We start from the raw sequence: 22,852 nt of genomic DNA, 5'->3' as shown, positions 1-22,852 counted from the left end.
GCCGGGGTCAGTTGCCGCCGAGGCCGGCGTCGTCGACCGGCGGCTTGCCCTCGGACTTGAGCACCTTGTTCAGCAGGGTGAGGTCGTAGATGCCCTTGAGGTCGGGCTTCTTCAGCAGACCCGCCTTGACGGCGTGGTCCGCCTCCTCCTGGAGGGTGGCGGCCAGCGGGTCGTCGGTGATGTCGACGTTCTTGAACGCCGGGTCGATGACGTCGGCCGGCAGCGCCTTGCCGGAGATGACCGGGTCGGCCAGCTGGTCGTTGAGCGCCTTGACCGCCTCGGCCGGATGCGACCGGATCCAGGCGTTGGTCCGCACCGAGGCGCGCAGCACCGCCTCGACGGCCTTGGGGTGCTCGGTGAGGAACTTCTGCGAGACGATCATGTTCGTGATGACGAACTTCCCGTCCTTCCACAGCCTCTTCTCGTCCAGCAGCGGCTTGCCGCCGGCCGCGACGAGCTTGGAGGCGGTGGGCTCGGGCACCCAGGCGCCGTCGATGCTGCCCTGCTGGAAGGCGGTGGGGGTGACCTTGTTGTCGATGCGCTGGACGGTGACGTCGCCCTTGCCGGAGGTGGCGTCGACGGAATAGCCCTTCTCCGCCAGGAAGTTCAGCAGCGCCACGTCCTGGGTGTTGCCGAGCTGCGGGGTGGCGATCGTCTTGCCCTTGAGGTCGTCCAGGCCCGTGATCTTCTTCGGGTTGACGATCAGCGAGACGCCCCCGGAGGCGGAGCCCGCGATGATCTTCAGGCTCTTGCCGTGCGACTTGACGTAGCCGTTGATGGCGGGGGAGGGGCCGATCCAGCCGATGTCGATGGCGCCGGAGTTGAGCGCCTCGATCTCGGCGGGGCCCGCGTTGAAGACGGAGGACTTCACCGCCGTGCCGCCCAGCTCCTTCTGGAAGGTGCCGGTCCGGAGGCCGATCAGCGGGGTGGCGTGCGTGGTGTTGCCGAAGAACCCGATCTTGACCTGGTTGAGCCCGTCGACCTTGGGCCCCTTGGGCGCGACGGCGGCCGCGGTGTCCTTCTTGGCCTCGGAGCCGTAGCCGCAGGCCCCCAGGGCGGCGGTCAGCAACGGGACGGTGGCGGCGGCCGCCAGGAGGCGGTGACGAACGGCAGACACGGGAGGAGTTCCTCTCGGAGGGCCGGGGGAGTGCACGCGCGGTTACGGCGCGCCCGGCGTGATGGCGGATCTTCGGACGGAGGGCGTGGGGGGCGGGGAGTCGGGCACGGTCAGCACGCACATCGGCCGACTCCGCCCTGTCCGCTGCCGAGGGCCCCGCTGCCCACGCGGCCCCCCTCCTTCGCGAAGTCCGCGAACATGTCCCTGAGCATGGTCAGAAGTCCCACCCCTCGTCGTCCGCCGCGCTCTCGGGCGCGGGGTCCGCGGCCGCCTCCGCGAACGCGGTACCGGCCATACCGGCGGTCAGCGTGGTGCCGTCCGCGGGGTCGATCAGCAGGAAGGAGCCGGTGCGCCGGGACTCCGCGTAGGCGTCCAGCGCCAGCGGCGCGGCGGTGCGCACCACGATCCGGCCGATGTCGTTGGCGGCCAGTTCCCCGGGGGCCGGGTGCTGGGAGAGGTCGTCCAGCGTCAGCCGGGACGGGATCTCCTTGACGATCGCCTTGACCGTGCGGGTGGTGTGCTTGAGCAGCACCCGCTGCCCGACGGCCAGCGGCCGGTCGGCGACGTGGCAGACGGTGGCCTCGATGTCCTGGGTGGCGACCGGGGCCGCGCCGGCCGGGGCGATCAGGTCGCCGCGGGAGATGTCCAGGTCGTCGGCGAGCCGCAGGGTCACCGACTGCGGCGCCCAGGCGACGTCCACGCTCCGGCCGAGCGCGTCGATCCCCTCGATGGTGCTCGTCCGGCCGGACGGCAGGACGGTCACGACGTCGCCGACCCGCAGCACACCGGAGGCGATCTGGCCCGCGTAGCCGCGGTAGTCGGGGTGCTCGGCGGTCTGCGGGCGGATGACGTACTGGACCGGGAAGCGGGCCGGGTCGTCCGACGGGTCGGCGACCACCGGCACGGTCTCCAGGTGCTCCAGCACGGTCGGGCCGCCGTACCAGTCCATGGTGGCCGACGGCGTCACGACGTTGTCGCCGGCCAGCGCCGAGATCGGGATGGCGGTGATCTCCGGGACGCCCAGCGAGCCGGCGTACGCGGTGAACTCCTCCGCGATCGCGGCGAAGACCGCCTCCCGGTAGCCGACCAGGTCCATCTTGTTGACCGCCAGGACGACGTGCGGCACCCGCAGCAGGGCGGCGACCGCGGCGTGCCGCCGGGTCTGCTCGACCACGCCGTTGCGGGCGTCGACGAGCACCACGGCCAGCTCGGCGGTGGAGGCACCGGTCACCATGTTCCGGGTGTACTGCACGTGCCCGGGGGTGTCGGCGAGGATGAAGCGGCGGCGCGGGGTGGCGAAGTAGCGGTAGGCGACGTCGATGGTGATGCCCTGTTCCCGCTCGGCGCGCAGTCCGTCCGTCAGCAGCGCCAGGTCGGGCGCCTCCTGCCCGCGGTTGCGGGAGGCGTGCTCGACGGCCTCCAGCTGGTCGGCGAGCACCGACTTGGAGTCGTGCAGCAGCCGGCCGACCAGGGTCGACTTGCCGTCGTCCACGGAACCGGCGGTGGCGAAGCGCAGCAGCGAGGTGGCGCCCGTGTCCACGGTCCCCTCCGCGGCGGCGGTGTTGGTCGTGCTCATGGCTAGAAGTACCCCTCGCGCTTGCGGTCCTCCATGGCGGCCTCGGACAGCTTGTCGTCGGCCCGGGTCGCGCCCCGCTCGGTGAGCCGGGACGCGGCGATCTCCGCGATGACGGCCTCGATGGTGTCCGCGTCCGACTCCACCGCGCCGGTGCAGGACATGTCGCCGACGGTGCGGTAGCGCACCTGCCGGAGCTCCAGCCGCTCGCCGTCCTTCGGGCCGCCCCACTCACCGGGCGCCAGCCACATGCCGTTGCGGGCGAAGACCTCCCGCCGGTGGGCGTAGTAGATGGCGGGCAGTTCGATCTTCTCGCGGGCGATGTACTGCCACACGTCCAGCTCGGTCCAGTTGGAGAGCGGGAAGACCCGGACGTGCTCGCCCGGCGAGTGCCGGCCGTTGTAGAGCTGCCACAGCTCGGGCCGCTGCCGGCGCGGGTCCCAGCCGCCGAACTCGTCCCGCAGCGAGAACACCCGCTCCTTGGCGCGGGCCTTCTCCTCGTCCCGGCGGCCGCCGCCGAAGACCGCGTCGAAGCGGTTGCTCTCGATGGCGTCCAGCAGCGGCACGGTCTGGAGCGGGTTGCGGGTGCCGTCCGGGCGCTCCCGCAGCTCGCCGCGGTCGATGAACTCCTGCACCGACGCGACGTGCAGCCGCAGCCCGTGCTCGGCCACGGTCCGGTCGCGGTAGGCCAGCACCTCGGGGAAGTTGTGGCCGGTGTCCACGTGCAGCAGCGCGAACGGCACCGGCGCCGGCGCGAACGCCTTCAGCGCCAGGTGCAGCATGACGATGGAGTCCTTGCCGCCGGAGAAGAGGATCACCGGCCGCTCGAACTCGCCCGCCACCTCGCGGAAGATGTGCACCGCCTCGGACTCCAGGGCGTCCAGGTGCGACAGCGCGTAGGGGTTGTCCAGGTCCTCGGGTATCGACGCCACCGTGGTCATGCTGCGCCCCTTCCGTTCGCTTCAGTGCCCGCGCGGAGCGCAGGTGCGGCTGCCGCGGGGGTCCGCGGGCCGGCGGCCGCGTGCGTGTCGCTCATGCCAGCCCCCGCTCGGCCAGCAGCGCGTGCAGCGCCGCGGCGGACTCCTGGACGGTTTGGGTGTGCGCCTCCAGGCGCAGGTCCGGCGACTCGGGCGCCTCGTAGGGGTCGTCCACCCCGGTCAGGCCGGAGATCTCGCCGGCCGCCTGCTTGGCGTACAGGCCCTTCACGTCGCGCTCCGAGCAGACCTCCACCGGAGTGGCGACGTGCACCTCCAGGTACGCGGTGCCCTGGCTCTGGTGGCGCTTGCGCACCGCCTCGCGGCTGTCCGCGTACGGGGCGATCACCGGAACCAGGACCTTGACGCCGTTGCGGGCCAGCAGTTCGGCGACGAAGCCGATCCGCTGGACGTTGGTGTGCCGGTCCTCGCGGCTGAAGCCGAGACCCGCGGAGAGGAACTCGCGGATCTCGTCGCCGTCGAGCACCTCGACGCGGTGGCCCTCGCCGCGCAGCCGGCCGGCCAGCTCCCGCGCGAGGGTGGTCTTCCCCGCGCTCGGCAGACCGGTCAGCCAGATCGTGGCGCCCGTCATCTGTATCTCCCAGTACTCCGCCATCAGTGCAGTCCGCACTCGGTCTTGTTGGTGCCGGCCCAGCGGCCGGCCCGCGCGTCCTCGCCCGCCCGTACCCGGCGGGTGCAGGGCGCGCAGCCGACGGAGGCGTAACCGTCCGTCAGCAGGGGGTTGGTGAGCACCCCGTGCTCGGCGACGTAGGCGTCCACGTCGGCCTGCGTCCAGCGGGCGATCGGGGCGATCTTGACCTTCCGCCGCCGGGCGTCCCAGCCCACCACCGGGGTGCCGGCCCGGGTCGGCGACTCGTCCCGGCGCAGCCCGGTCGCCCACGCGTCGTATCCGGCCAGGCCCTCCTCCAGCGGCGTGACCTTGCGCAGCGCGCAGCACAGGTCCGGGTCGCGGTCGTGCAGCTTCGGCCCGTACTCGGCGTCCTGCTCCGCCACCGTCTGACGGGGCGTCAGGGTGATGACGTTGACGTCCATCACCGCGGCCACCGCGTCCCGGGTGCCGATGGTCTCCGGGAAGTGGTAGCCGGTGTCCAGGAACACCACGTCCACGCCGGGGAAGACGCGGGAGGCCAGGTGCGCGACGACCGCGTCCTCCATCGAGGAGGTGACGCAGAAGCGCGGGCCGAAGGTCTCCGCGGCCCACCGGAGGATCTCCGGCGCGGACGCGTCCTCCAGGTCGCGGCCCGCCTGCTCGGCGAGGCGCTGAAGGTCGGTTGCGGTGGTCACGGCGTACCTCCGTCGGAAGCGGAAGGGGGTGCGGAAGGGGTGGCGGGACGGGCCGCGGACGGGGTTCCGGTCGCGGCTCCGGACGGGGCGGGACCCGGGGCTCCGGGAGCCAGCAGGCCCCGGAACTCCAGCCGGAAGGCCCGGTTGCACGCCCGGCACTCCCATGCCCGGTGGCCGTCCTCCCCGGGCCGCAGGTCCTCGTCGCCGCAGTACGGGCAGTAGAACGGCGCGGCGCGCTCGCTCATGCCGGGGACCCGTTCCGCCCGGCCCCCCGCGTACGGAGCACCCGCCCGCCGGGGGTTCGCCGGCTGGTCCCGCTCACTTCAGCGCACCCTCTTCGGCGCGCGCCGCCCAGGTGGCGAACCGCTCGCCCTCGTGGCGCTGCGCCTGGAAGGCGCGGAGCACCCGCTCGATGTAGTCGGGCAGCTCCTCGGCGGTCACCTTCAGCCCGCGGACCTTGCGGCCGAAGCCCGGCTCCAGGCCCAGCGCGCCGCCCAGGTGCACCTGGTAGCCCTCGACCTGGTTGCCGTCCTCGTCCAGCACCAGCTGGCCCTTGAGGCCGATGTCCGCGACCTGGATGCGGGCGCAGGCGTTGGGGCAGCCGTTGAGGTTGATGGTGATCGGCTCCTGGAAGTCCGGCATCCGGCGCTCCAGTTCGTCGATGAGCGTGGCGCCGCGGCCCTTGGTCTCGACGATGGCGAGCTTGCAGAACTCGATACCGGTGCAGGCCATGGTGCCGCGCCGGAACGGCGAGGGGGTGACCTGGAAGTCCAGCGCCTCCAGCCCGGCGACCAGCCCGTCGACCTCCTCGGGCGCGACGTCGAGAATGATCATCTTCTGCTCGACGGTGGTGCGCAGCCGGTCGGAGCCGTGCGCCGCGGCGAGTTCGGCGATCTTGGTCAGGGTGGTGCCGTCGACCCGGCCCACGCGCGGGGCGAAGCCCACGTAGAAGCGGCCGTCCTGCTGGCGGTGCACCCCGATGTGGTCCCGCCACGTGTGCGTCGGCGCCTCGGGCGCGGGGCCGTCGACCAGCTTCCGCCCCAGGTACTCGTCCTCCAGCACCTGGCGGAACTTCTCGACGCCCCAGTCGGCCACCAGGAACTTCAGCCGGGCGCGGTTGCGCAGCCGGCGGTAGCCGTAGTCGCGGAAGATGCCGACCACGCCGGCCCAGACCTCGGCGACCTCGTCCAGCGGCACCCAGGTGCCCAGCCGCTGCGCGAGCTTGGGGTTGGTGGACAGGCCGCCGCCGACCCACAGGTCGAAGCCCGGCCCGTGCTCGGGGTGGACCACCCCGACGAACGCCACGTCGTTGATCTCGTGCACCACGTCCTGGACGGGCGAGCCGGAGACCGCGGTCTTGAACTTCCGCGGCAGGTTGGAGAATTCCTTGCTGCCGATGTAGCGCCGGTGGATCTCCTCGACGGCCGGGGTGCCGTCGATGATCTCGTCCGCCGCGATCCCGGCCACCGGGGAACCGATGATCACGCGCGGGCAGTCGCCGCACGCCTCGGTCGTGGACAGCCCGACGGCCTCCAGCTTCTCCCAGATGGCCGGCACGTCCTCGATGCGCACCCAGTGCAGCTGGATGTTCTGCCGGTCGGTGATGTCCGCGGTGCCGCGGGCGTACTGCTCGGAGACCTCGCCGATGGCGCGCAGCTGGGCGACGGTGAGCCGGCCGCCGTCGATGCGCACCCGCAGCATGAAGTACTTGTCGTCCAGCTCCTCGGGCTCCAGCACCGCGGTCTTGCCGCCGTCGATCCCGGGCTTGCGCTGGGTGTAGAGGCCCCACCAGCGCATCCGGCCGCGCAGGTCGTTGGGGTCGATGGAGTCGAAACCGGCCTTGGCGTAGATCGTCTCAATGCGTGTCCGCACATTGAGACCGTCATCGTCCTTCTTGAACTGCTCGTTGCCGTTGAGCGGCGTGAAGTGACCAACGGCCCACTGGCCCTCGCCGCGGTGGCGGCCGGCCTTGCGGCGGGTCGTGGCGGAGGGGCGGTCCGGGTTGGCGGCCATGGGCTACGTCCTTCTGGGCGGCTCAAAGGGGGGTGCGGAGGGTGCGGTGCACCCCCGATGACCTGTGCGGGCACACCGAAGTCGCGGCGCGCGCGGGCGCGTCGGCGTGGGCTGCGGGGTCGGGGGTTCAACGCGTCCGCGACGAGGGGGACGACGTGCGAAGCGGTGGTGCCGATTGCTGTGCGGTACGCAGGGCCGGGCCCTGGTCGTGCAGCGTCAGCCCGCCCGACAAATGGCGCTGGACATGCGGCCGAGGTCGACGTGCCGCCGACTCACCAAGGCAATTCCAGCTCTGGACATGACGGAAGCCTGGCACGGGGCTCTCCGGCCAGTCCACCGTCATCCAGAATATGGACATGAAGGTCTCGTATGACGAGACGCTGTGGTGTCCATCACGTGGTGGGGCGGGGTGCGGCCGGTTCCGGACGCGGTGCCCCGGCGGCGGTGGCCGCGGGGCGAACGCCTCAGCCCGCGGCGGCCGGTACGGGTCCCGCGCCGGGCCACGGACCGGGCATGGCGGCCGCCGGCTCCTCGGTCACCGTGGTGTCGTAGAGCCGGAAGCCGCGCCGCTCGTAGTTGGCCCGCGCGTGCGGACCGTCGTCGCTACAGGTGTGCACCCACACCCGCGCGGTCTCCGGCAGCTCCGGCCACCGCCCGGCCAGGTCCCAGGCGCGGGCGGTCCCGAACTCCAGCAGGTGCCCGCCGATCCGGCGCCCGCGGAAGGCCGGCAGCAGCCCGAAGTACACGATCTCCACCGCCCCGTCCGGCCCGCCCTGAAGTTCGATGAACCCGGCGGGCGTGCCGCGCAGGTACGCCACCCAGGTCTCCGTCCCGGGCCGCCCGAGGTGCTCGGCCCAGCGCGCGTACGGCCAGTCCAGCCGGTCGGTCCACAGCACGTCCCCGCCGACCGCCGTATAGAGGAACCGGCTGAATTCGGGCGACGGCACCTCGGACCGGACGATCCGTACGTCCTGCCCGGCGGGCGGCGCCGCGGCGGGCGCCAGGTCGGACCGCGCGGTCTGCTGGAGGTACCAGGTGGTGACGGTGTGGCTCATGCGGCCAGCACATCACACCGGCGGACGGGTCGGCGCGACGGTCCGCTGCCTGGACGGGGCCGGAGGGGCGGGGCGGACCGGACGGGGGCGACCGGTCCGGTCCGGGCCGGGCCGGAACGCACCCGGGGGACGGGGCCGGGCCGGGGCGGGCCGGGCCGGAACGGGCCGGGAGGGGGCGGGGCCGGGCCGGTGGAACGGTGCGGAGCGGCCCGGCGCGGGGGCCCGCCCGGCTCCGTCCTCTCACGGTCACATCACGGACCGATCCGTCCACCTGCTGGGACGGCGCCGGCGCACGGGGTGGCCCGGCGCGCCAGCGACGAGTCCTGGGACGCGACAGCGACAAGCCTTCGGGACGCGACAGCGACGCCCCCCGGGCCCCGACAGCGACGGCCGTCCAGGCCGCCCCCTGGCTACAGCGGACCGCCCCCTGACCACCTCCGCCCGCCCCACCGCTCCGCCGCCCGCCCCGGCGCTCACCCCGCGCGTCCGGCCTCCGCGCCGCGGGCCGCCAGGACCGCCGGGGCCGTGGAGTGCGGGAGGAGCTCCAGCGGGCGGGCGGGGAGGCGGAGTTCCACCTCGACGCCGTCGGCGAAGCGGTACGGGCGGTGGGCCAGGACGCCCGCGAGGTGGCGGCGCAGCCGGGACAGCTCGGCCCGGACCGTGACCGTCCGCCCGCCGTCGCCGAAGAGGTCCCGGGCCAGCTCGGCGGCGCTGCGCCCGCCCGGGTGGGCGGCCAGCACGAACAGCAGCTCGGCGTGGCGCGGGGTCAGCGGGTGCGACCAGCTGCCGGCCGGCCCGGACACCGTCACGGCCGGTTCGCCGGGCCCGCGCAGGTCCAGCACCACCCGGTGCGGCTCCGGCACCGGCTCCGGGCGGCCGAGCCGGATCAGCCAGCCGCCGGGCAGCGGCTCCAGCGTGCACATGCCGTACCGCGGCAGCCACAGCGGCCCGGCCGACGGCGCCTTCGGCAGCGCCACCCGGGCCGGCGGGGCCATCCCCGTCACCGCCGCCGTCCAGCCGTGCGGATCGACCGCCAGCGCCCGCCCGCCGAGCCGGGCCAGCACCGGTGCCGCACCGGCCCGCAGCCGCTCCAGCGCCGCCTGGTGCCGGCCGCGCAGCTCGCCCTCGGCGAGCCGGGCCACCGCGGAGACCAGCGCCAGCGTCGTCGGGTGGAAGGAGTGCGCCGGGCCGCTGAGGTCCACCGTGCCCAGCAGCCGCCCGTCCCGCGGATCGTGCAGCGGCGCCGCGGCGCACGTCCACTGCTGGTGGCTGCGCACGAAGTGTTCGGCGGAGTGCACCAGCACCGGGCTGCGGGCCACCAGCGCGGTGCCGATCGCGTTGGTGCCGACCGTCCCCTCCCGCCAGTCCGCGCCCTTGTCGAAGCCCAGCCGGTCGGCCATCCGCCGGATCGGGGCGCTGCCCTCCCGCCACAGCACCCGGCCCTCGGCGTCGGTGACCACCATGATCTGCTGCGCCGCGTCCGCGGTCGGCAGCAGCCCGCCGCCCAGCACCGGCAGCACCGCCGCCAGCTGCGACGCCTGCCGGCGGGCCTCCAGCTCCGCGACCGACAGCGGCTGCTGCGCGCTGCCCCGGTCCGGGTCCACCCCGCGGTCCAGCACCCGCCGCCAGGACGCGCCGATCACCGCCCGCGGCGCGTCCCGGCCGGCCTCCGGCGGATCGCCGGCCAGCACCGCCTCGTGCACCACCGCCAGCCGCCGCGCGGTCCCGCGGATGTCCTGCGCGGACCGCACCGCACCGTCGAGCCCTCTGCCGCCCGCCCGGTCGCCGGCCGCCCCGCCGGCCCTGTCGCTCGGTCTCTGCCTCACACCGCTCTCCGTTGTGCCCGTGCCTCCGGCCCTGCCCCGGTATGCGCCCATCGTGCCGTCAGCGGCCCCCGGGGGAGAGCCCCTTGCACAGATCCGCTGCAACGCGGTGCAACGGTTGTGGCCTATGACGCCTGCGGGGAAATCTGGTTGCAGCGGCCGATGGCGTCCCCCGCCGGAGGATTCGCCGGTCACCCGACGGAGAACCCGCCGGTGCCCGCCGGAGATGCGATCGGCCGCCCGCGTCGTCGGCACGGTGTGGGAGGGGGCTCGCCATGGTGGCCGCCGCCCCGCGTGTCGTGGTGATCGGTGCCGGCGAGGGCGCCCGCACGGCGCGGGCCGCCCGGCTGGCCGGACACTACGGCGTCCCCCGGCTGTCCGCGGTCGACGTCCTGATCAGGCGTCAGCCGCTGCCGGCCGCCGGCTATGTGGTCGACGGCGCGCCGCAACTCCTCGACCGGGTCGCGCGCTTCGGCGGACCGCTGCCGGTGCCGGCCTTCGCCGACCTCGTCGTCCACCTGCGCGGGGCCGGACCGGACGGCAGCGGGGACGCCTTCCGGGTGATCCGCTACTACGAGGCGCGGGGCGTCCTCGCCGGCTTCCGGCCGGACGTCCCCGACGCCGAGATCATCGTGGCCATCGACGCGGCGCTGCGCGGACGCACCGCGCCGCAGCCGCCGCGGTGGACCTGAAGACCGGGAGCGGTGCCGAGTCGGCGCGGCACCGCTCCCAGCCCGGCGCGGCGGCGGTTGCCCCCTGTCCCGCCCCCTGACCGGAGCCGCTTGCTGACGGCTCCTCAGGGGACGCGGAACCGCCGCCGCGCCGCCGGACCTCCCCCCGGCGCCGCTACGCCACCACCGGCCGCGCCCGTTCCGCGATCGCGGCCAGCGCCAGCGTGTGCGGCAGGGTGCCGAAGGCCGCGCCCGCGTCGCCGCCCAGCCGCGCGGCGCAGAACGCGTCGGCCACCTCCGGCGGCGCGTACCGCACCAGCAGCGCCCCCTGGAGCACCACCGCCAGCCGCTCCGCCAGCCGCCGGGCCCGCGCCTCGACGCCCTCCAGGTCGGCCAGTTCGGTCAGCAGCCCCCGGATCGCCCGGTCCAGCCGGTGGTCGGCGCCCCGGGCGGCACCGATCTCCACCAGGTACGCGTCCAGCGCGGCCGGCTCCCGGCGCAGCGCCCGCAGCACGTCCAGCGCCTGGACGTTGCCCGAGCCCTCCCAGATCGAGTTCAGCGGGGCCTCCCGCAGCAGCCGCGGCAGCCCCGACTCCTCCACGTAGCCGTTGCCGCCCAGGCACTCCAGCGCCTCCGCGACCACCGGCGTGCAGCGCTTGGTCACCCAGTACTTGGCGGCCGGCACCGCCAGCCGCAGGAAGGCCCGGTCCCGCTCGGTGCCGCCGTCGCAGGCCGCGGCCAGCCGCAGCGCCAGCGTGGTCGCCGCCTCCGACTCCAGCGCCAGGTCGGCCAGCACGTTCCGCATCAGCGGCTGGTCGGCCAGCCGGCGCCCGAACGCCTCCCGGTACGCGGTGTGGTGCAGCGCCTGCGCCACCGCCTGCCGCATCACCGCCGCCGACGCGGTGACGCAGTCCAGCCGGGTCGCCGCGACCATCCCGATGATCGCCGCCACCCCGCGCCCCTCCTCGCCGACCCGGCGCACCCACGTCCGCCCGTCGAACTCCACCTCCGCCGAGGCGTTCGACCGGTTGCCGAGCTTGTCCTTCAGCCGCTGGATGCGGAACGCGTTCCGGCTGCCGTCCGGCAGCACCCGCGGCAGCAGGAAGCAGGTCAGCCCCCCGGGCGCCTGGGCCAGCACCAGGAACGCGTCCGACATCGGCGCCGAGCAGAACCACTTGTGACCGGTCAGCACGTACTCCCCGGCCGCCGCCAGCGGCTGCGCGCGGGTGGTGCCCGCCCGCACGTCGCTGCCGCCCTGCTTCTCGGTCATCGCCATCCCCGCCAGCGCCCCCGCCTTCCGCCCGGCGGGCCGCAGCTCCGCGTCGTAGACGGACGAGGTCAGCAGCGGCTCCCAGACCGCCGCCAGCTCCGGTTCCGCGCGCAGCGCCGGCACCGCCGCGTGGGTCATCGACAGCGGGCAGCCGTGCCCGGCCTCGACCTGCGTCCACACCAGGAAGCCCGCGGTGCGGCGCAGGTGCCCGTGCGGGCGCGACCAGGCGCCGGTCAGCCCGGCGCCGACCGCGTGCCCCAGCAGCCGGTGCCAGGCCGGGTGGAACTCCACCTCGTCGATCCGGTGGCCGTAGCGGTCGTGGGTGCGCAGCACCGGCGGATACGCGTTGGCCTGCGCGCCCCAGCACTGGGCCTGGGCGGAGCCGGCCGCCTGCCCCAGCCGGCCCAGCTCCTCCCGCACCTCGCCGAGGTGCTCCCCGGTGACGTACCGGGCCACCCCCTCGGTCAGCGCCGGGTCGGCGGCGAAGACGTCGTACCCGGTCAGCGGCGGCGGCTGGTTGGTCACGGTATGCGTGCCATGTGTGGTAGGTGCCATGCCGATACGGTAAGGAGGTGCAGCCGCCGAACGAACCGACCGAACCGCGCGGGCCGGACGGACCGCCCCGGGGACGGCTCACCCGCGCCCGGGTCCTCTACCGCAACGTCTCCGCCCGGCGGCTGGTCTGGCTGCTCCTGAAGGACGTCGTCGCCAGCTGCATGCGCTACCGCGTCACCGGCCTGGCCGCCGAGGCCGCCTTCTGGTGCCTGCTCTCCCTGCCGCCGCTGGTCCTCGGCCTGCTCGGCGTCCTGGGCTACAGCGAGCCGTGGCTCGGGCACGCGACCCTGGAGCGGTTCCGCAACCACCTGCTGAACGCCGCCGGCAGCGTCCTGTCCGGCCGCGGCGTCCACGAGATCGCCCGCCCGCTGCTCGACGACGTCTTCACCGGCCACCGCCCCGACGTCATCTCGCTGGGCTTCGCCCTCGCCCTGTGGTCCGGCTCCCGGGCCCTGAACGTCTTCGTCGACACCATCACGATCATGTACGGGCTGGACGGCCGCCGCGGCATCGTCCGGACCCGGCTGCTGTCCTTCGGGCTCTACGTCGCCGCGCTCGCCGTCGGCGCGATCGCCTTCCCGCTGCTGGTCGCCGGACCCGACGTCGTGGTCAGCTGGCTGCCCGCCAGCGAGGACATCATCCGCGTCCTGTACTGGCCGGTGGTGGTGGTGCTGTGCGTCGCCTTCCTCACCACCCTCTACCACGTCTCGGTGCCGGTCCGGTCGCCGTGGCGCGAGGACATCCCCGGCGCCGTCACCGCCCTGGCCATGTGGATCCTCGGCAGCTTCCTGCTCCGCCTCTACCTCACCTCGGCCGTCGAGGGACCCACCGTCTACGGCTCGCTGGCCGCCCCGATCGCGGTCCTGCTGTGGATCGGCGTGTCCGCCTTCGCGGTGCTGGTCGGCGCGGCCCTGAACGCCTCCCTGGACCGGGTCTGGCCCTCGGAGGCCGTCGCCGCCGCCCGCGCCGGGCACGACGGCGCCGACGGGCCCGGCGCGCACGGCGCGGGCGGCGGTCACCGCGGCGCGGGCTGACCGGCCCAGGACGTCCGGAACCGCACCCGGCGGCCCGTTGACGCCGCTCCGCGGCCGGGTCCACACTCGGGGCAGCAAGGATCATGAACGTCGCTCCGCTGCGCGAACTCCCCTCCTGGCACCGGGAATCACCCCACCGCAGGGAAAGGGCACTCATGACCGCACCCGCGTCCCCCGGCTCCGCCCCCGCCCCGCCGCCCCCGGCCCCGGCGCCCTACCGCGGCGCCCCGGCCCGCCACCCCCGGCACCCACCGGTCACCCTCGACCTGCGCACCGCCCCCGGCGCCGCCGAACGCACCGCCCCCGTCTTCGGCACCGCGCCCGCCGGCCCCCGGGACGCCGACCTCACCGCACACCACGCCGGCCCGCCGCTCGGCGAGCGGATCACCGTCTCCGGCCGCGTCCTGGACCGCGCCGGCCGCCCCGTCCGCGGCCAGCTCGTCGAGATCTGGCAGGCCAACGCCGCGGGCCGGTACGCCCACCGCGAGGACCGCAACCCGGCCCCGCTCGACCCGCACTTCACCGGCGCCGGCCGCTGCCTGACCGACGCGGCCGGCCGGTACGCCTTCACCACCGTCCGGCCCGGTGCCTACCCGCTGCCCGGCGAGCGCGCCTGGCGCCCGTCCCACGTCCACTTCTCGGTCTTCGGCACCGCCTTCACCCAGCGCCTGGTCACCCAGATGTACTTCCCCGGCGACCCGCTGCTGCCCCACGACCCGGTGCTCGCCGCGGTCCCCGACCCGGCCGCCCGGCCCCGCCTGGTCGCCGGCTACGACCACGCCCGGTCCTGCGCCGACGGCATCCTGGCCTACCGCTGGGACATCGTCCTGGACGGCCCGTCCGCCACCTGGACCGAGGAGGGCCGCTGATGCCGCGGACCGCCCGGGAGCCCCTCGCCGCCACCCCCGCCCAGACCATCGGCCCGTTCTTCGGCCACGCCCTGCCCTTCCCCGGCGGCGACCGGATCGCGCCCGAGGGCGACCCCGGGGCCGTCACCCTGCACGGCCGGGTCCGCGACGGGGACGGCGCGCCGGTCCCGGACGCGCTGCTGGAGTTCTGGCGGCCCGGCCCGGACGCCGGCCCGCCGCGCCCCGATCCGGCCACCGGAGCGCCGCCGGGCCGCGGCGGCCCGGCCGCCACCGGTTTCGGCCGGGTGCCCACCGACGCCGCAGGCCACTACGCGGTCCACACCCCGCTCCCCGCCGCGCGCCCGGACGCCGCACCGCACCTCGCGCTCTGCGTGCACGCCCGCGGCCTGCTCCACCCCCTGTTCACCCGCGTCTACTTCGGCGGCCCCGCGGCCCTGGCCGCCGACCCGCTGCTGGCCCGGCTCCCCGCCGAGCGCGCCCGGACCCTGCTGGCCCGCCCCGACGGCCCCGGCCGCCACCGCTTCGACATCCAGCTCCGGCAGCCGGCGGACGGCCGGTGCGCCGAGACGGTGTTCCTCGCCTTCCGGTGAGCGCGGGCGCTGCGCCTGGCGGGCGGTGCTGCCCGGTCCGCGGCCGGTCCGGCAGCGGGCCTGCGGGTGCGCGCGTCCGCGATGCGGTACAACCTCGGTACGGTCGGCGGTCCGGCCGTGCCCGAACCCCCGCCGCGGCCCTCACCGCCCTGACCGGCCGCGGCGGGGCTCGCGGACGCCCGGCCCCGGCCGGCGGCCCCGCCGGACCGGACCGCGCCGCGCGCGCCGCCCCGGTGCCGCCGGCCGCCCGTCCCGCCGGCCGCCGGGACCGTCCGCCGCCCCCGCGGACCCCGCCCGGGACGTGACGCAGCACCGCACGCACCACCCGCACGACCGCAGGAGCCCGTATGACGCCGCCCGCCGCCCCCGCCCTCCACCACACCGCCGACGGCCCGCCCGGCGCCCCGGCGCTGCTCCTCGGCCCGTCCCTGGGCACCTCGCTCACCGTCTGGGACCCCCAACTCGCCGGGCTGGCCCGCCGGTTCCACGTCGTCCGCTGGGACCTGCCCGGCCACGGCGGCACCCCGCTGGACGCACTCGCCGACCCCGGCACCACCACTGTCCCGGAACTGGCCCGCCTGGTCCTCTCCCTCGCCGACGCCCTCGGCCTGGGCCGCTTCGCCTACGCCGGGGTCTCCCTGGGCGGCGCGGTGGGCGCCTGGCTCGCCGCCCACCACCCCACCCGCATCAGCTCGCTCGCCCTGGTCTGCTCCTCGGCCCGGTTCGGCGAACCGGCCGGCTGGCGGGAACGGGCCGCCCTGGTCCGCGCCAAGGGCACCGACGCGGTCGCCGACACCGTCGCCGGCCGCTGGTTCACCCCCGCCGCCGCCACCGGACCGGAGGCCACCGCCCTGGTGGAGGCGCTGCGCCGGGACGTGTCGCCCGAGGGGTACGCGGCCTGCTGCGACGCCCTCGCCGCCTTCGACCTGCGCAGCGCGCTGCCCCGGATCACCGCCCCCACCCTCGTCGTCGCGGGCCGCGCCGACCCGGCCACCCCGCCCCCGCACGCCCGCGAACTGGCCGACGGCATCCGCGACGCCAACCTCGTGGAACTCTCCGGCGCCGCCCACCTCGCGGGCGTGGAGCGCCCCGCGGAGGTCCTCGCCGCCCTCCTCGCCCACCTGGCGCCGCTGCACACCCGCCCGGCCCCCGGCACCGACGGCTGAGCCCCGGCCCGGACCGCGGCGGCGGTACCGGCTACACCGGGCCGCCGGTACCGCCGCCGGCCCGCTCGCGGTACCGCACCAGCAGCATCGCCGCGTCGTCGTTGAGCGGCCCCTCGGCGTGGTCCACCACGTCCTCCCGGACCGCCCGCAGCGCCGCCTCCGGGTCGGGGTCCTTCAGCAGCACCGCCCGCTCGTCCAGCGGGTAGAACCGGCCCCCCGAGTCCCGCGCCTCGGCGACCCCGTCGGTGTAGAACAGCAGCTGGTCGCCGGGGGCGAACGGCACCGTGTAGGGGACCGGCACGTCCGGCCGGTGGTCCATCAGGCCCAGCGGCAGCGCCCGTTCCGCGGGCGCCGCGTAGCCGACCTCGCCGGAGGGGCGGACCACCAGGGGTGAGGGGTGGCCGAAGTTCAGCAGGGTGGCGTCGGGGCCGTCGCCGATCTCGGCGAGCACCGCGGTCACGAACCGCTCCCCGGACAGATGGCGGTTCAGCGCCCGCTCCACCCGGGCCCCGACCGCCGGCAGGTCCGGCTCGTCGTGCGCCGCCTCCCGGAACGCGCCGAGCACCACCGCCGCGCTCTCCACCGCCTCCAGGCCCTTGCCCTGCACGTCGCCGACGATGATCCGCACCCCGGCCGGCGAGGTCACCACCTCGTAGAGGTCGCCGCCGATCCGGGCCTCGGCCACCGCGGAGGTGTAGGACACCGCGATCCGCAGCGGCCCGGCGCTGCGCGGCACCGGCCGCAGCAGCACCCGTTGCGCGACCTCGGCGATCGAGCGGACGCTGGCCAGCTCCGCCTCCCGGCGCTGCCGCATCACCGCGGCCACCACCCCGGCCGCGGTCACCCCGGCCACCGACAGCAGCGCGGTCAGCCCGCGGCGGCTCTCGAAGAGCCCGCTGTGCAGGCCCAGACCCACACAGAGCACCGCCGCGCTCAGCCCGGCCAGCGCGGTCCGGCGCCACCCGCCGACCAGCCCGGCGAACGCCGGCCCCAGCGACACCAGCGGCAGGAAGCCGACCTCCGGGCCGGCGGTGATGTCCACCGCGCTGACCGCGGCCATGACCACGTACGGGAACGCGGACAGCGCACGGGAGCGGGTGCGCTGCTCCCCCTTCTCCACGGCCAAGCTCCACTCCGGCGTCGTTACGGCCCAGGGGCCGCGCGCGGCGGCCCCTGGGAGGTGATCGGGACGGGGGACCGGCCGCGGTCCGTTCGACTGTCCGAAACCGGCCTTGGGGCCCCCGACCTGAGCATATGCAACGTTTGCCGGGGCGAACGACGGGGCGTCCGCCGCCGTTACCGAATCGCAGCGGCGCCTCCCGCTAGCCGAGGTACGCCTGCATCCCCTTGACCCGGCCGGGCCGCAGGATCCGGATCGGGCCGCGGGTGCAGCCCGGGCAGTCGGTGTGGGTCAGGGGAGAGGGCACCCGCCGGCCGTGGCAGAAGTACTCGGCGTGCCGGCGGCCGCCGGCATCCGGGGTGTGCCGGATCTCGTACTCCTCCTCCCACCCGTGCCCGCAGTGCAGGCAGACGAACGAGTACGCCTCGTGGACCGTCTCGGTGTCCCTTTCCGTCATCATCACCACGTCCTCTCACCGGGCCGCCGCGGACCGCGGCGGCACCGGACGGATCCGTGCCGCACCTCCCATTATCACGCCGCCCGGGGCGTACGCGGGGGGCCGCGGCGGGCCGTTCACGCGCTGCCGCGCACCCCCGCCAGGGCCGCGTACACGGCCGCGACCAGGGGGCCGCTGCGCGGGTCCTCGCCGCTGGTGCCGCCCCCGAAGCGGTTCATGGTGTAGGCGTAGCCCAGCCCGTTCTCCGGGTCCGCGAAGGCGTACGAACCGCCCGCGCCGCCGTGCCCGAACGCCCGCGGATTGGGCCCCGCCCGGCCGTGGTCGTTGAGCATGTAGCCCAGCCCCCAGCGGAACGCCGCGGCGGCGCCGTCGGGGACCAGCCCGCCGATGGTCAGGTCCGGCTCGTCCGGCCGGCTCTGCGAGGTCCGCATCGCCTCCAGCGTGGCCCGGCCCACCAGCCGGCCGCCGGCCAGCGCCCCGTAGACGGCGGCCAGGCCGCGTGCGCAGGCGTGCGCGTTGCCGGCCGGGATCTCCGCGGAGCGGTAGGCGGCGCTGTTCACGTCGCCGGTCGGGATGTACGTCAGCGCCAGCGTCACCCCGGCCAGCGGATGGTCGGCCAGGCCCCGCACCGGCGCCTTCGGCAGCCCCGGGAGGCGCCGGGCGAGCCGCTCCTCGTCCAGCTGGCCGACCATGTCGGCGCACCGGGCCTGCTCCGCCCGCGGGGTGCCGATGAACACCGCGGCGTCCAGCGGCCCGGTGATCTCGCTGCGCAGGAACGCGCCCAGCGACTGCCCGGTGATCCGCCGGACCACCTCCCCCACCAGGTACCCGAACGTGACGGCGTGGTAGCCCTGCGCGGTCCCCGGCTCCCACCAGGGCGGGGTGGCCGCCAGCGCGCCGCAGACGTACTCCCAGTCGTAGGCGCGGCCCTCGGCCAGCGGCTCCCGGGGCGCGATCAGCCCGGCGCGGTGGCTGAGCAGCCAGCGCACCGGTATGGCCTCCTTGCCCGCACGGGCGAATTCCGGCCAGTAGCGGGCGACCGGCGCGTCCAGGTCCAACTCGCCCCGGTCCGCGAGGAGATGGGCGCACAGCGCGGTCATCCCCTTCGACGTCGAGTAGACGTTGACCAGGGTGTCGCGCTCCCAGGGCCGGGTGCCGGCGGCGTCCGCGCGGCCGCCCCACAGGTCGACCACGGGCTCGCCGTCCAGCGTCACCGCCACCGCCGCCCCGACCTCCCGGTGGGCGCGGAAGTTCCGTTCGAAGGCGGCGCGGACGCCCTCGAAGCCCGGTGCGCAGTGGCCGTTGACGGTGGCAGCTTCCACGGGGGGTCTCCTCGCCTCGTCGCGGTGCGGTCGCCTGCGCGCCCCGCCGCCCGGACGCCGGGGCGCGATCCCGGTGCGCGACGGCCGCGAAGCACCTACGGATGATCCGCCCGCTTCGATGCCTGTGGCAACCATGCCGGTCCGGCCGGAAACGTTCCCGCCCGTCCGGCGCAGCCCCCCGCCGCGGCGAGGATGGGTCCATGACCGCCCCGACCGCACCGCGCCCCGTCACCGCCCCCGACCCCGTCCACGCGCTCGTCCTCGTGGACCTCCAGTCCGCGTTCGTCTCCGGGGCCGGGGCGGTCCCCGCCGCGGACCGGATCCTGGACCGCGCCCGCAGCCTGCTGGCCCGGGCCCGCGCGGCCGGCGCCCTCGTCGTCCACCTCCAGAACGACGGCCCGCCCGGCGCCGCCGACGAGCCCGGCACCCCCGGCTGGCGCCTCCACCTGCCCGCCGCGCCCGGCCCGCTGGAGCGGGTGGTCCGCAAGACCGAGGACGACGGCTTCGACGGCACGCCGCTCGGCGGGCTGCTCGACGGCGCGGGCGCCACCGCGCTGGCGGTCTGCGGGGTGCTCTCCGAGATGTGCGTCGCCGCCACCGCCCGCGCCGCGCTGGCCCGCGGCCACCGCGTCGTCCTGCCGCACGACGCGCACGGTACCTACGACATCCCCGCCGCGCCCGGCATCAGCGGCACCGTCCCGGCCGCGATGTCCGCCCGTGCCGCCGAGTGGGCGCTCGGCGACGAGGTCGAGCTCGTGCCGCACGCGGCCGCGGTGCCCTTCGTGCCGCCGCCCCGTCAGCCCTGAGCGGCCGCCGCGTCCTCCAGCGCGGTGAGGTAGGCGCGGACGGCGTGGTCCCGCACGCCGTCGGCGGCGGGGGCCAGCAGGTCGGCGGCCGGGCCCCGGCCGCGGTCCGGCAGGCCGCCCAGCAGCGGGACGGTGTTGCGCACCGTGCCGCGGGAGTCGATGTGGCGCAGCGCGGAGACGTGGCGGAAGGCCGGCTCCGGGGGCAGCTGCGGCACGATGTCGCCGTTGTTCACGAAGCGGTACGTGCGGCCGGCGAAGGCGGTGCTGAACTCCCTGGCCAGCCCCGGGTCGCAGGTGCGCGGCTGGCCGAAGGTGTAGACGCCGTCGGCGGTCACCCGCGGGTCCTCGAAGTGCAGCCGGGCGGCGGCCAGCATCGCCAGCGCGCCGCCGAGCCCGTGGCCGGTGAAGAAGACCGCCCGGCCGCCGCCCCCGCACTCCTCCAGCGCCGTGCGCACCTGCGGCCAGACCGCCTCCAGCACCGCCGCGAAGCCGTGGTGGACCCGGCCGCGGCCGCCCGGGCCGGGCCGCGGCGGGGTGGCCGCCTCCGTGAGCCAGGCCCGCAGGGCCGCGGGCTCGGCGCCGCGGAACGCGGTGAGGACCACGCGCTCCCCGCCGAGGGTGTACGCCCGGGTGTCCGTGAGCGGGAACGGCGGGCGGAACGCGGCGTGGTGGTGGCGCACCCGCCCGAACCCCCACGCGCCGGCGGCGGCCTCGACGGCGTGCTCGTCCTCGTAGGCGAGGGCGGCGGCGCGCGCCATGAACAGCGCCTGGCGGAGGCTGTAGCCGGTGGTGTGCCGATCGGCGAGCGGACTGGTCAACGGTGCTCCTGGTGGGTACGCGGGACGGCGGGGACGGACAGCGACGACGGAAGGGACACGGACGGATAGGACACGGACGGACAGGACACGGCGGAAGGACACGGACCACGGGGCAGCCGGCGTGACTACGCAGCGCACGCCCCGGCTACCCAACGTAACTGCGCACAACGTAACCCCGGGTGGGGAGGGCCGGCCGATGCGCCCGTTCAAACCACTCGTTCGAGCCTCCGGTCGCACACCCCGGGCCGCGGAGCGAGCCTGGAAGCGTCCGGCACCCACAGGAAGGGCCCACAGTGAACAGCGCGCACCAGGCGTCACACGCGGAACACGTATCGGCCGAAGTCACGGTGGAGGTCGAGGGCTCGGGAGCGGACGCACACGCCGTCTTCGGCGCCCTGCGCACCGCCTTCCGCTCCGACCGCGCCGCGGACGACGTACCGAAGGAAACGGCCGGGCCCGGCACGACGGTGTGGACCTCCACCGTCGACGTCAGCCGGCGCGGCACCGCACCGGAACCGCAGCGGCTGGCCGCCCCCGTCATCGCCACCCTCCAGGGCGGCTACTGGGCCGTCGACCAGCTCTGCGAGGGCCTGAAATCCGCGTTCGCGGTCCGCGTCCTCGGCACGGCCGCCGGCGACCAGGAGAAAGAGGTCGAACTGCGGCTGGAGACGCTGCGCCGGCCCGTCCCCGAGGACGCCTGATGATCCCCGGCGAGGCGCGGACCGGGCCGGACGCCCCCCGCCCGGTCAACGGGCGCCGCTCCGAACTGACCCTCACCGTCAACGGCACCCGGCACACCCTGGTCCTCGACCACCGCACCACCCTCCTGGACGCGCTCCGCGAGCACCTCGGCCTGACCGGCGCCAAGAAGGGCTGCGACCACGGCCAGTGCGGCGCCTGCACCGTCCTGGTCGACGGGCGGCGCGAGAACAGCTGCCTGCTGCTGGCCGTGGCCCACGACCAGCGCGCCGTCACCACCATCGAGGGCCTCGCCGACGGCGAGGCCCTGCACCCCCTCCAGGAGGCGTTCCTGGCCCGCGACGCCTACCAGTGCGGCTTCTGCACCCCCGGCCAGATCTGCTCCGCCGCCGGGGTCCTGGCCGAGGCGGCCGCCGGCTCCCCGTCGTACGTCACCCCCGACACCGCCCCCTCCGGCCGACCGGTCCCGCTCACCGCGGAGGAGATCCGCGAGCGGATGAGCGGCAACCTCTGCCGCTGCGGCGCCTACCCCCGGATCACCGAGGCGGTCGCCGACGCCGCCGGGACGGAGGTGAGCGGCGCATGAGACCGTTCGGATACCTGCGGGCCGGCAGCGTCGACGAGGCGGTGCGGGCCGCCGCCGGACAGCCCGGCGCGCTGTTCCTGGCCGGCGGCACCAACCTCGTCGACCTGATGAAGCTCGGCGTCGAGACGCCCCGCACCCTGATCGACATCGGCCGGCTCCCGCTGGACCGCATCGAGGAACTCCCCGGCGGCGGACTGCGCGTCGGCGCCCTGGTCCGCAACGCCGACCTCGCCGCCGCCCCCGCCGTCCGCGACCGCTACCCGGTGCTCTCCCAGGCCCTGCTGGCCGGCGCCTCCGGCCAGCTGCGCAACGCCGCCACCACCGGCGGCAACCTCCTCCAGCGCACCCGCTGCACCTACTTCCAGGACACCTCCAAACCCTGCAACAAACGGGAGCCCGGCACCGGCTGCCCGGCCGTCGAGGGCCACCACCGCGAACTGGCCGTCCTCGGTCACTCCGCGCACTGCGTCGCCACCCAGCCCTCCGACTTCGCCGTCGCCCTCGCCGCCCTGGACGCCACCGTGCACCTGCACGGCCCCGAGGGCGAACGCACCGTCCCCGCCGCCGACTTCCACCGCCTGCCCGGCGACACCCCCGAACGGGACACCGAGATCCGGCTCGGCGAACTGCTCACCGCCGTCGACCTGCCGCCGCCCGCCCCCGGCGCCCGCTCCCGCTACCGCAAGGCCCGCGACCGCGCCTCGTACGCCTTCGCCCTGGCCTCGGTCGCCGCCGTGCTCGCCGTCCGCGACGGCACCGTCGCGCACGCCGCCCTGGCCTTCGGCGGACTGGCCCACCGCCCCTGGCGGGCCCGCGCCGCCGAGGACGTGCTGCGCGGCGCGCCCGCCACCGAGGACACCTTCGCCCGCGCCGCCGACGCCGAACTGGCCGCCGCCCGGCCGCTGCGCGACAACGGCTTCAAGGTCCCGCTCGCCCGCGCCCTGGCCGTCGGCGTCCTCACCGACCTCGCCGCCCCCGGCTGACCCCGCCCGCCCCGCCCCCGGCCCCTTTGACCCAAGGATCTGCGCC

23 protein-coding genes are annotated in these 22,852 nt (G+C 75.9%); 9 read left to right on the top strand and 14 right to left on the bottom strand.

Going from position 1 to position 22,852, the window contains the following annotated elements; translation table 11 throughout:
- Window positions 1-7 precede the first annotated feature (7 nt).
- From MUU72_RS20995 to MUU72_RS20955, 9 genes are all read right to left on the bottom strand, one after another.
- Complete coding sequence (locus MUU72_RS20995; RefSeq protein ID WP_248014877.1) at window positions 8-1,117, bottom strand: aliphatic sulfonate ABC transporter substrate-binding protein; 1,110 nt, start codon at window positions 1,115-1,117, stop codon at window positions 8-10.
- A 214-nt stretch (window positions 1,118-1,331) separates the two neighbouring features.
- Window positions 1,332-2,693: a sulfate adenylyltransferase subunit 1 gene (locus tag MUU72_RS20990; RefSeq protein ID WP_248014876.1), complete on the bottom strand. Its 1,362-nt coding sequence runs from the start codon at window positions 2,691-2,693 to the stop codon at window positions 1,332-1,334.
- Between the two features lie 2 nt (window positions 2,694-2,695).
- Window positions 2,696-3,631 (bottom strand): sulfate adenylyltransferase subunit CysD, encoded by a 936-nt coding sequence (gene cysD, locus MUU72_RS20985; protein ID WP_248014875.1) that lies wholly within the window; start codon window positions 3,629-3,631, stop codon window positions 2,696-2,698.
- 91 nt (window positions 3,632-3,722) lie between these two features.
- On the bottom strand, window positions 3,723-4,256 hold the full coding sequence (gene cysC / locus MUU72_RS20980; RefSeq protein WP_248014898.1) for an adenylyl-sulfate kinase: 534 nt from the start codon (window positions 4,254-4,256) through the stop codon (window positions 3,723-3,725).
- A 23-nt stretch (window positions 4,257-4,279) separates the two neighbouring features.
- Complete coding sequence (locus MUU72_RS20975) at window positions 4,280-4,969, bottom strand: phosphoadenylyl-sulfate reductase (RefSeq protein WP_248014874.1); 690 nt, start codon at window positions 4,967-4,969, stop codon at window positions 4,280-4,282.
- Between the two features lie 318 nt (window positions 4,970-5,287).
- Window positions 5,288-6,982, bottom strand: a complete 1,695-nt coding sequence (locus MUU72_RS20965) for a nitrite/sulfite reductase (protein ID WP_248014872.1) — start codon at window positions 6,980-6,982, stop codon at window positions 5,288-5,290.
- 216 nt (window positions 6,983-7,198) lie between these two features.
- Window positions 7,199-7,282 carry a putative leader peptide gene (locus tag MUU72_RS35915; RefSeq protein ID WP_350257049.1) on the bottom strand — a complete coding sequence of 28 codons (84 nt, stop codon included), beginning with the start codon at window positions 7,280-7,282 and terminating at the stop codon, window positions 7,199-7,201.
- 164 nt (window positions 7,283-7,446) lie between these two features.
- Window positions 7,447-8,037, bottom strand: a complete 591-nt coding sequence (locus MUU72_RS20960) for a GNAT family N-acetyltransferase (protein ID WP_248014871.1) — start codon at window positions 8,035-8,037, stop codon at window positions 7,447-7,449.
- Window positions 8,038-8,510: 473 nt separating this feature from the next.
- Window positions 8,511-9,863 (bottom strand): helix-turn-helix domain-containing protein, encoded by a 1,353-nt coding sequence (locus MUU72_RS20955; RefSeq protein ID WP_248014870.1) that lies wholly within the window; start codon window positions 9,861-9,863, stop codon window positions 8,511-8,513.
- Window positions 9,864-10,135: 272 nt separating this feature from the next.
- Here MUU72_RS20955 and MUU72_RS20950 point away from each other — a divergent pair, with 272 nt between their 5' ends.
- Window positions 10,136-10,552: a hypothetical protein gene (locus MUU72_RS20950; RefSeq protein WP_248014869.1), complete on the top strand. Its 417-nt coding sequence runs from the start codon at window positions 10,136-10,138 to the stop codon at window positions 10,550-10,552.
- Window positions 10,553-10,706: 154 nt separating this feature from the next.
- Here the strand turns inward: MUU72_RS20950 and MUU72_RS20945 are convergent, their stop codons facing one another.
- Complete coding sequence (locus MUU72_RS20945; protein WP_248014868.1) at window positions 10,707-12,356, bottom strand: acyl-CoA dehydrogenase family protein; 1,650 nt, start codon at window positions 12,354-12,356, stop codon at window positions 10,707-10,709.
- A 17-nt stretch (window positions 12,357-12,373) separates the two neighbouring features.
- Between MUU72_RS20945 and MUU72_RS20940 the strand changes: the two genes are divergently transcribed.
- From MUU72_RS20940 to pcaD, 4 genes are all read left to right on the top strand, one after another.
- Entirely contained in the window at window positions 12,374-13,390 is a 1,017-nt protein-coding gene (locus MUU72_RS20940; protein ID WP_248014867.1) for a YihY/virulence factor BrkB family protein, read from the top strand.
- A 155-nt stretch (window positions 13,391-13,545) separates the two neighbouring features.
- Window positions 13,546-14,259, top strand: coding sequence for a dioxygenase family protein (locus MUU72_RS20935; RefSeq protein ID WP_248014866.1), 714 nt, complete (start codon window positions 13,546-13,548; stop codon window positions 14,257-14,259).
- Window positions 14,259-14,849: a peptidase associated/transthyretin-like domain-containing protein gene (locus MUU72_RS20930; protein ID WP_248014865.1), complete on the top strand. Its 591-nt coding sequence runs from the start codon at window positions 14,259-14,261 to the stop codon at window positions 14,847-14,849. Before MUU72_RS20935 ends, MUU72_RS20930 begins: the two co-directional genes overlap by 1 nt.
- 347 nt (window positions 14,850-15,196) lie before the next feature.
- Window positions 15,197-16,015 carry a 3-oxoadipate enol-lactonase gene (gene pcaD / locus MUU72_RS20925; protein ID WP_248014864.1) on the top strand — a complete coding sequence of 273 codons (819 nt, stop codon included), beginning with the start codon at window positions 15,197-15,199 and terminating at the stop codon, window positions 16,013-16,015.
- A gap of 31 nt (window positions 16,016-16,046) precedes the next feature.
- On the opposite strand, the gene MUU72_RS20920 is transcribed toward pcaD, so the two are convergent.
- From MUU72_RS20920 to MUU72_RS20910, 3 genes are all read right to left on the bottom strand, one after another.
- Window positions 16,047-17,075, bottom strand: coding sequence for a PP2C family protein-serine/threonine phosphatase (locus MUU72_RS20920; protein ID WP_282504386.1), 1,029 nt, complete (start codon window positions 17,073-17,075; stop codon window positions 16,047-16,049).
- Between the two features lie 262 nt (window positions 17,076-17,337).
- Window positions 17,338-17,595 (bottom strand): hypothetical protein, encoded by a 258-nt coding sequence (locus MUU72_RS20915; RefSeq protein WP_282504372.1) that lies wholly within the window; start codon window positions 17,593-17,595, stop codon window positions 17,338-17,340.
- 113 nt (window positions 17,596-17,708) lie between these two features.
- Window positions 17,709-18,914 (bottom strand): serine hydrolase domain-containing protein, encoded by a 1,206-nt coding sequence (locus tag MUU72_RS20910; protein ID WP_248014862.1) that lies wholly within the window; start codon window positions 18,912-18,914, stop codon window positions 17,709-17,711.
- A 200-nt stretch (window positions 18,915-19,114) separates the two neighbouring features.
- Here MUU72_RS20910 and MUU72_RS20905 point away from each other — a divergent pair, with 200 nt between their 5' ends.
- Window positions 19,115-19,720, top strand: coding sequence for an isochorismatase family protein (locus MUU72_RS20905; RefSeq protein WP_248014861.1), 606 nt, complete (start codon window positions 19,115-19,117; stop codon window positions 19,718-19,720).
- Here MUU72_RS20905 and MUU72_RS20900 read toward each other — a convergent pair.
- A complete protein-coding gene (locus MUU72_RS20900) occupies window positions 19,711-20,538 on the bottom strand; it encodes a lipase family protein (RefSeq protein ID WP_248014860.1) in 828 nt (275 codons plus the stop codon). The two genes, MUU72_RS20905 and MUU72_RS20900, sit on opposite strands and share 10 nt — an antisense overlap.
- Window positions 20,539-20,831: 293 nt before the next feature.
- Between MUU72_RS20900 and MUU72_RS20895 the strand changes: the two genes are divergently transcribed.
- From MUU72_RS20895 to MUU72_RS20885, 3 genes are read left to right on the top strand one after another with little or no spacing between them, the layout of a single operon-like run.
- Window positions 20,832-21,239: a hypothetical protein gene (locus MUU72_RS20895; RefSeq protein ID WP_248014859.1), complete on the top strand. Its 408-nt coding sequence runs from the start codon at window positions 20,832-20,834 to the stop codon at window positions 21,237-21,239.
- Window positions 21,239-21,823, top strand: a complete 585-nt coding sequence (locus tag MUU72_RS20890) for a 2Fe-2S iron-sulfur cluster-binding protein (RefSeq protein WP_248014858.1) — start codon at window positions 21,239-21,241, stop codon at window positions 21,821-21,823. Before MUU72_RS20895 ends, MUU72_RS20890 begins: the two co-directional genes overlap by 1 nt.
- Window positions 21,820-22,806 carry an FAD binding domain-containing protein gene (locus tag MUU72_RS20885; RefSeq protein ID WP_248014857.1) on the top strand — a complete coding sequence of 329 codons (987 nt, stop codon included), beginning with the start codon at window positions 21,820-21,822 and terminating at the stop codon, window positions 22,804-22,806. The genes MUU72_RS20890 and MUU72_RS20885 overlap by 4 nt, the downstream gene beginning before the upstream one ends.
- Window positions 22,807-22,852 lie beyond the last annotated feature (46 nt).

Source organism: Streptomyces rhizoryzae, from assembly GCF_023155275.1.
Lineage (GTDB): Bacteria > Actinomycetota > Actinomycetes > Streptomycetales > Streptomycetaceae > Streptomyces > Streptomyces rhizoryzae.
The sequence above is the reverse complement of the archived record's forward strand: the minus strand, read 5'-3'. Positions and strand labels throughout refer to the sequence as shown.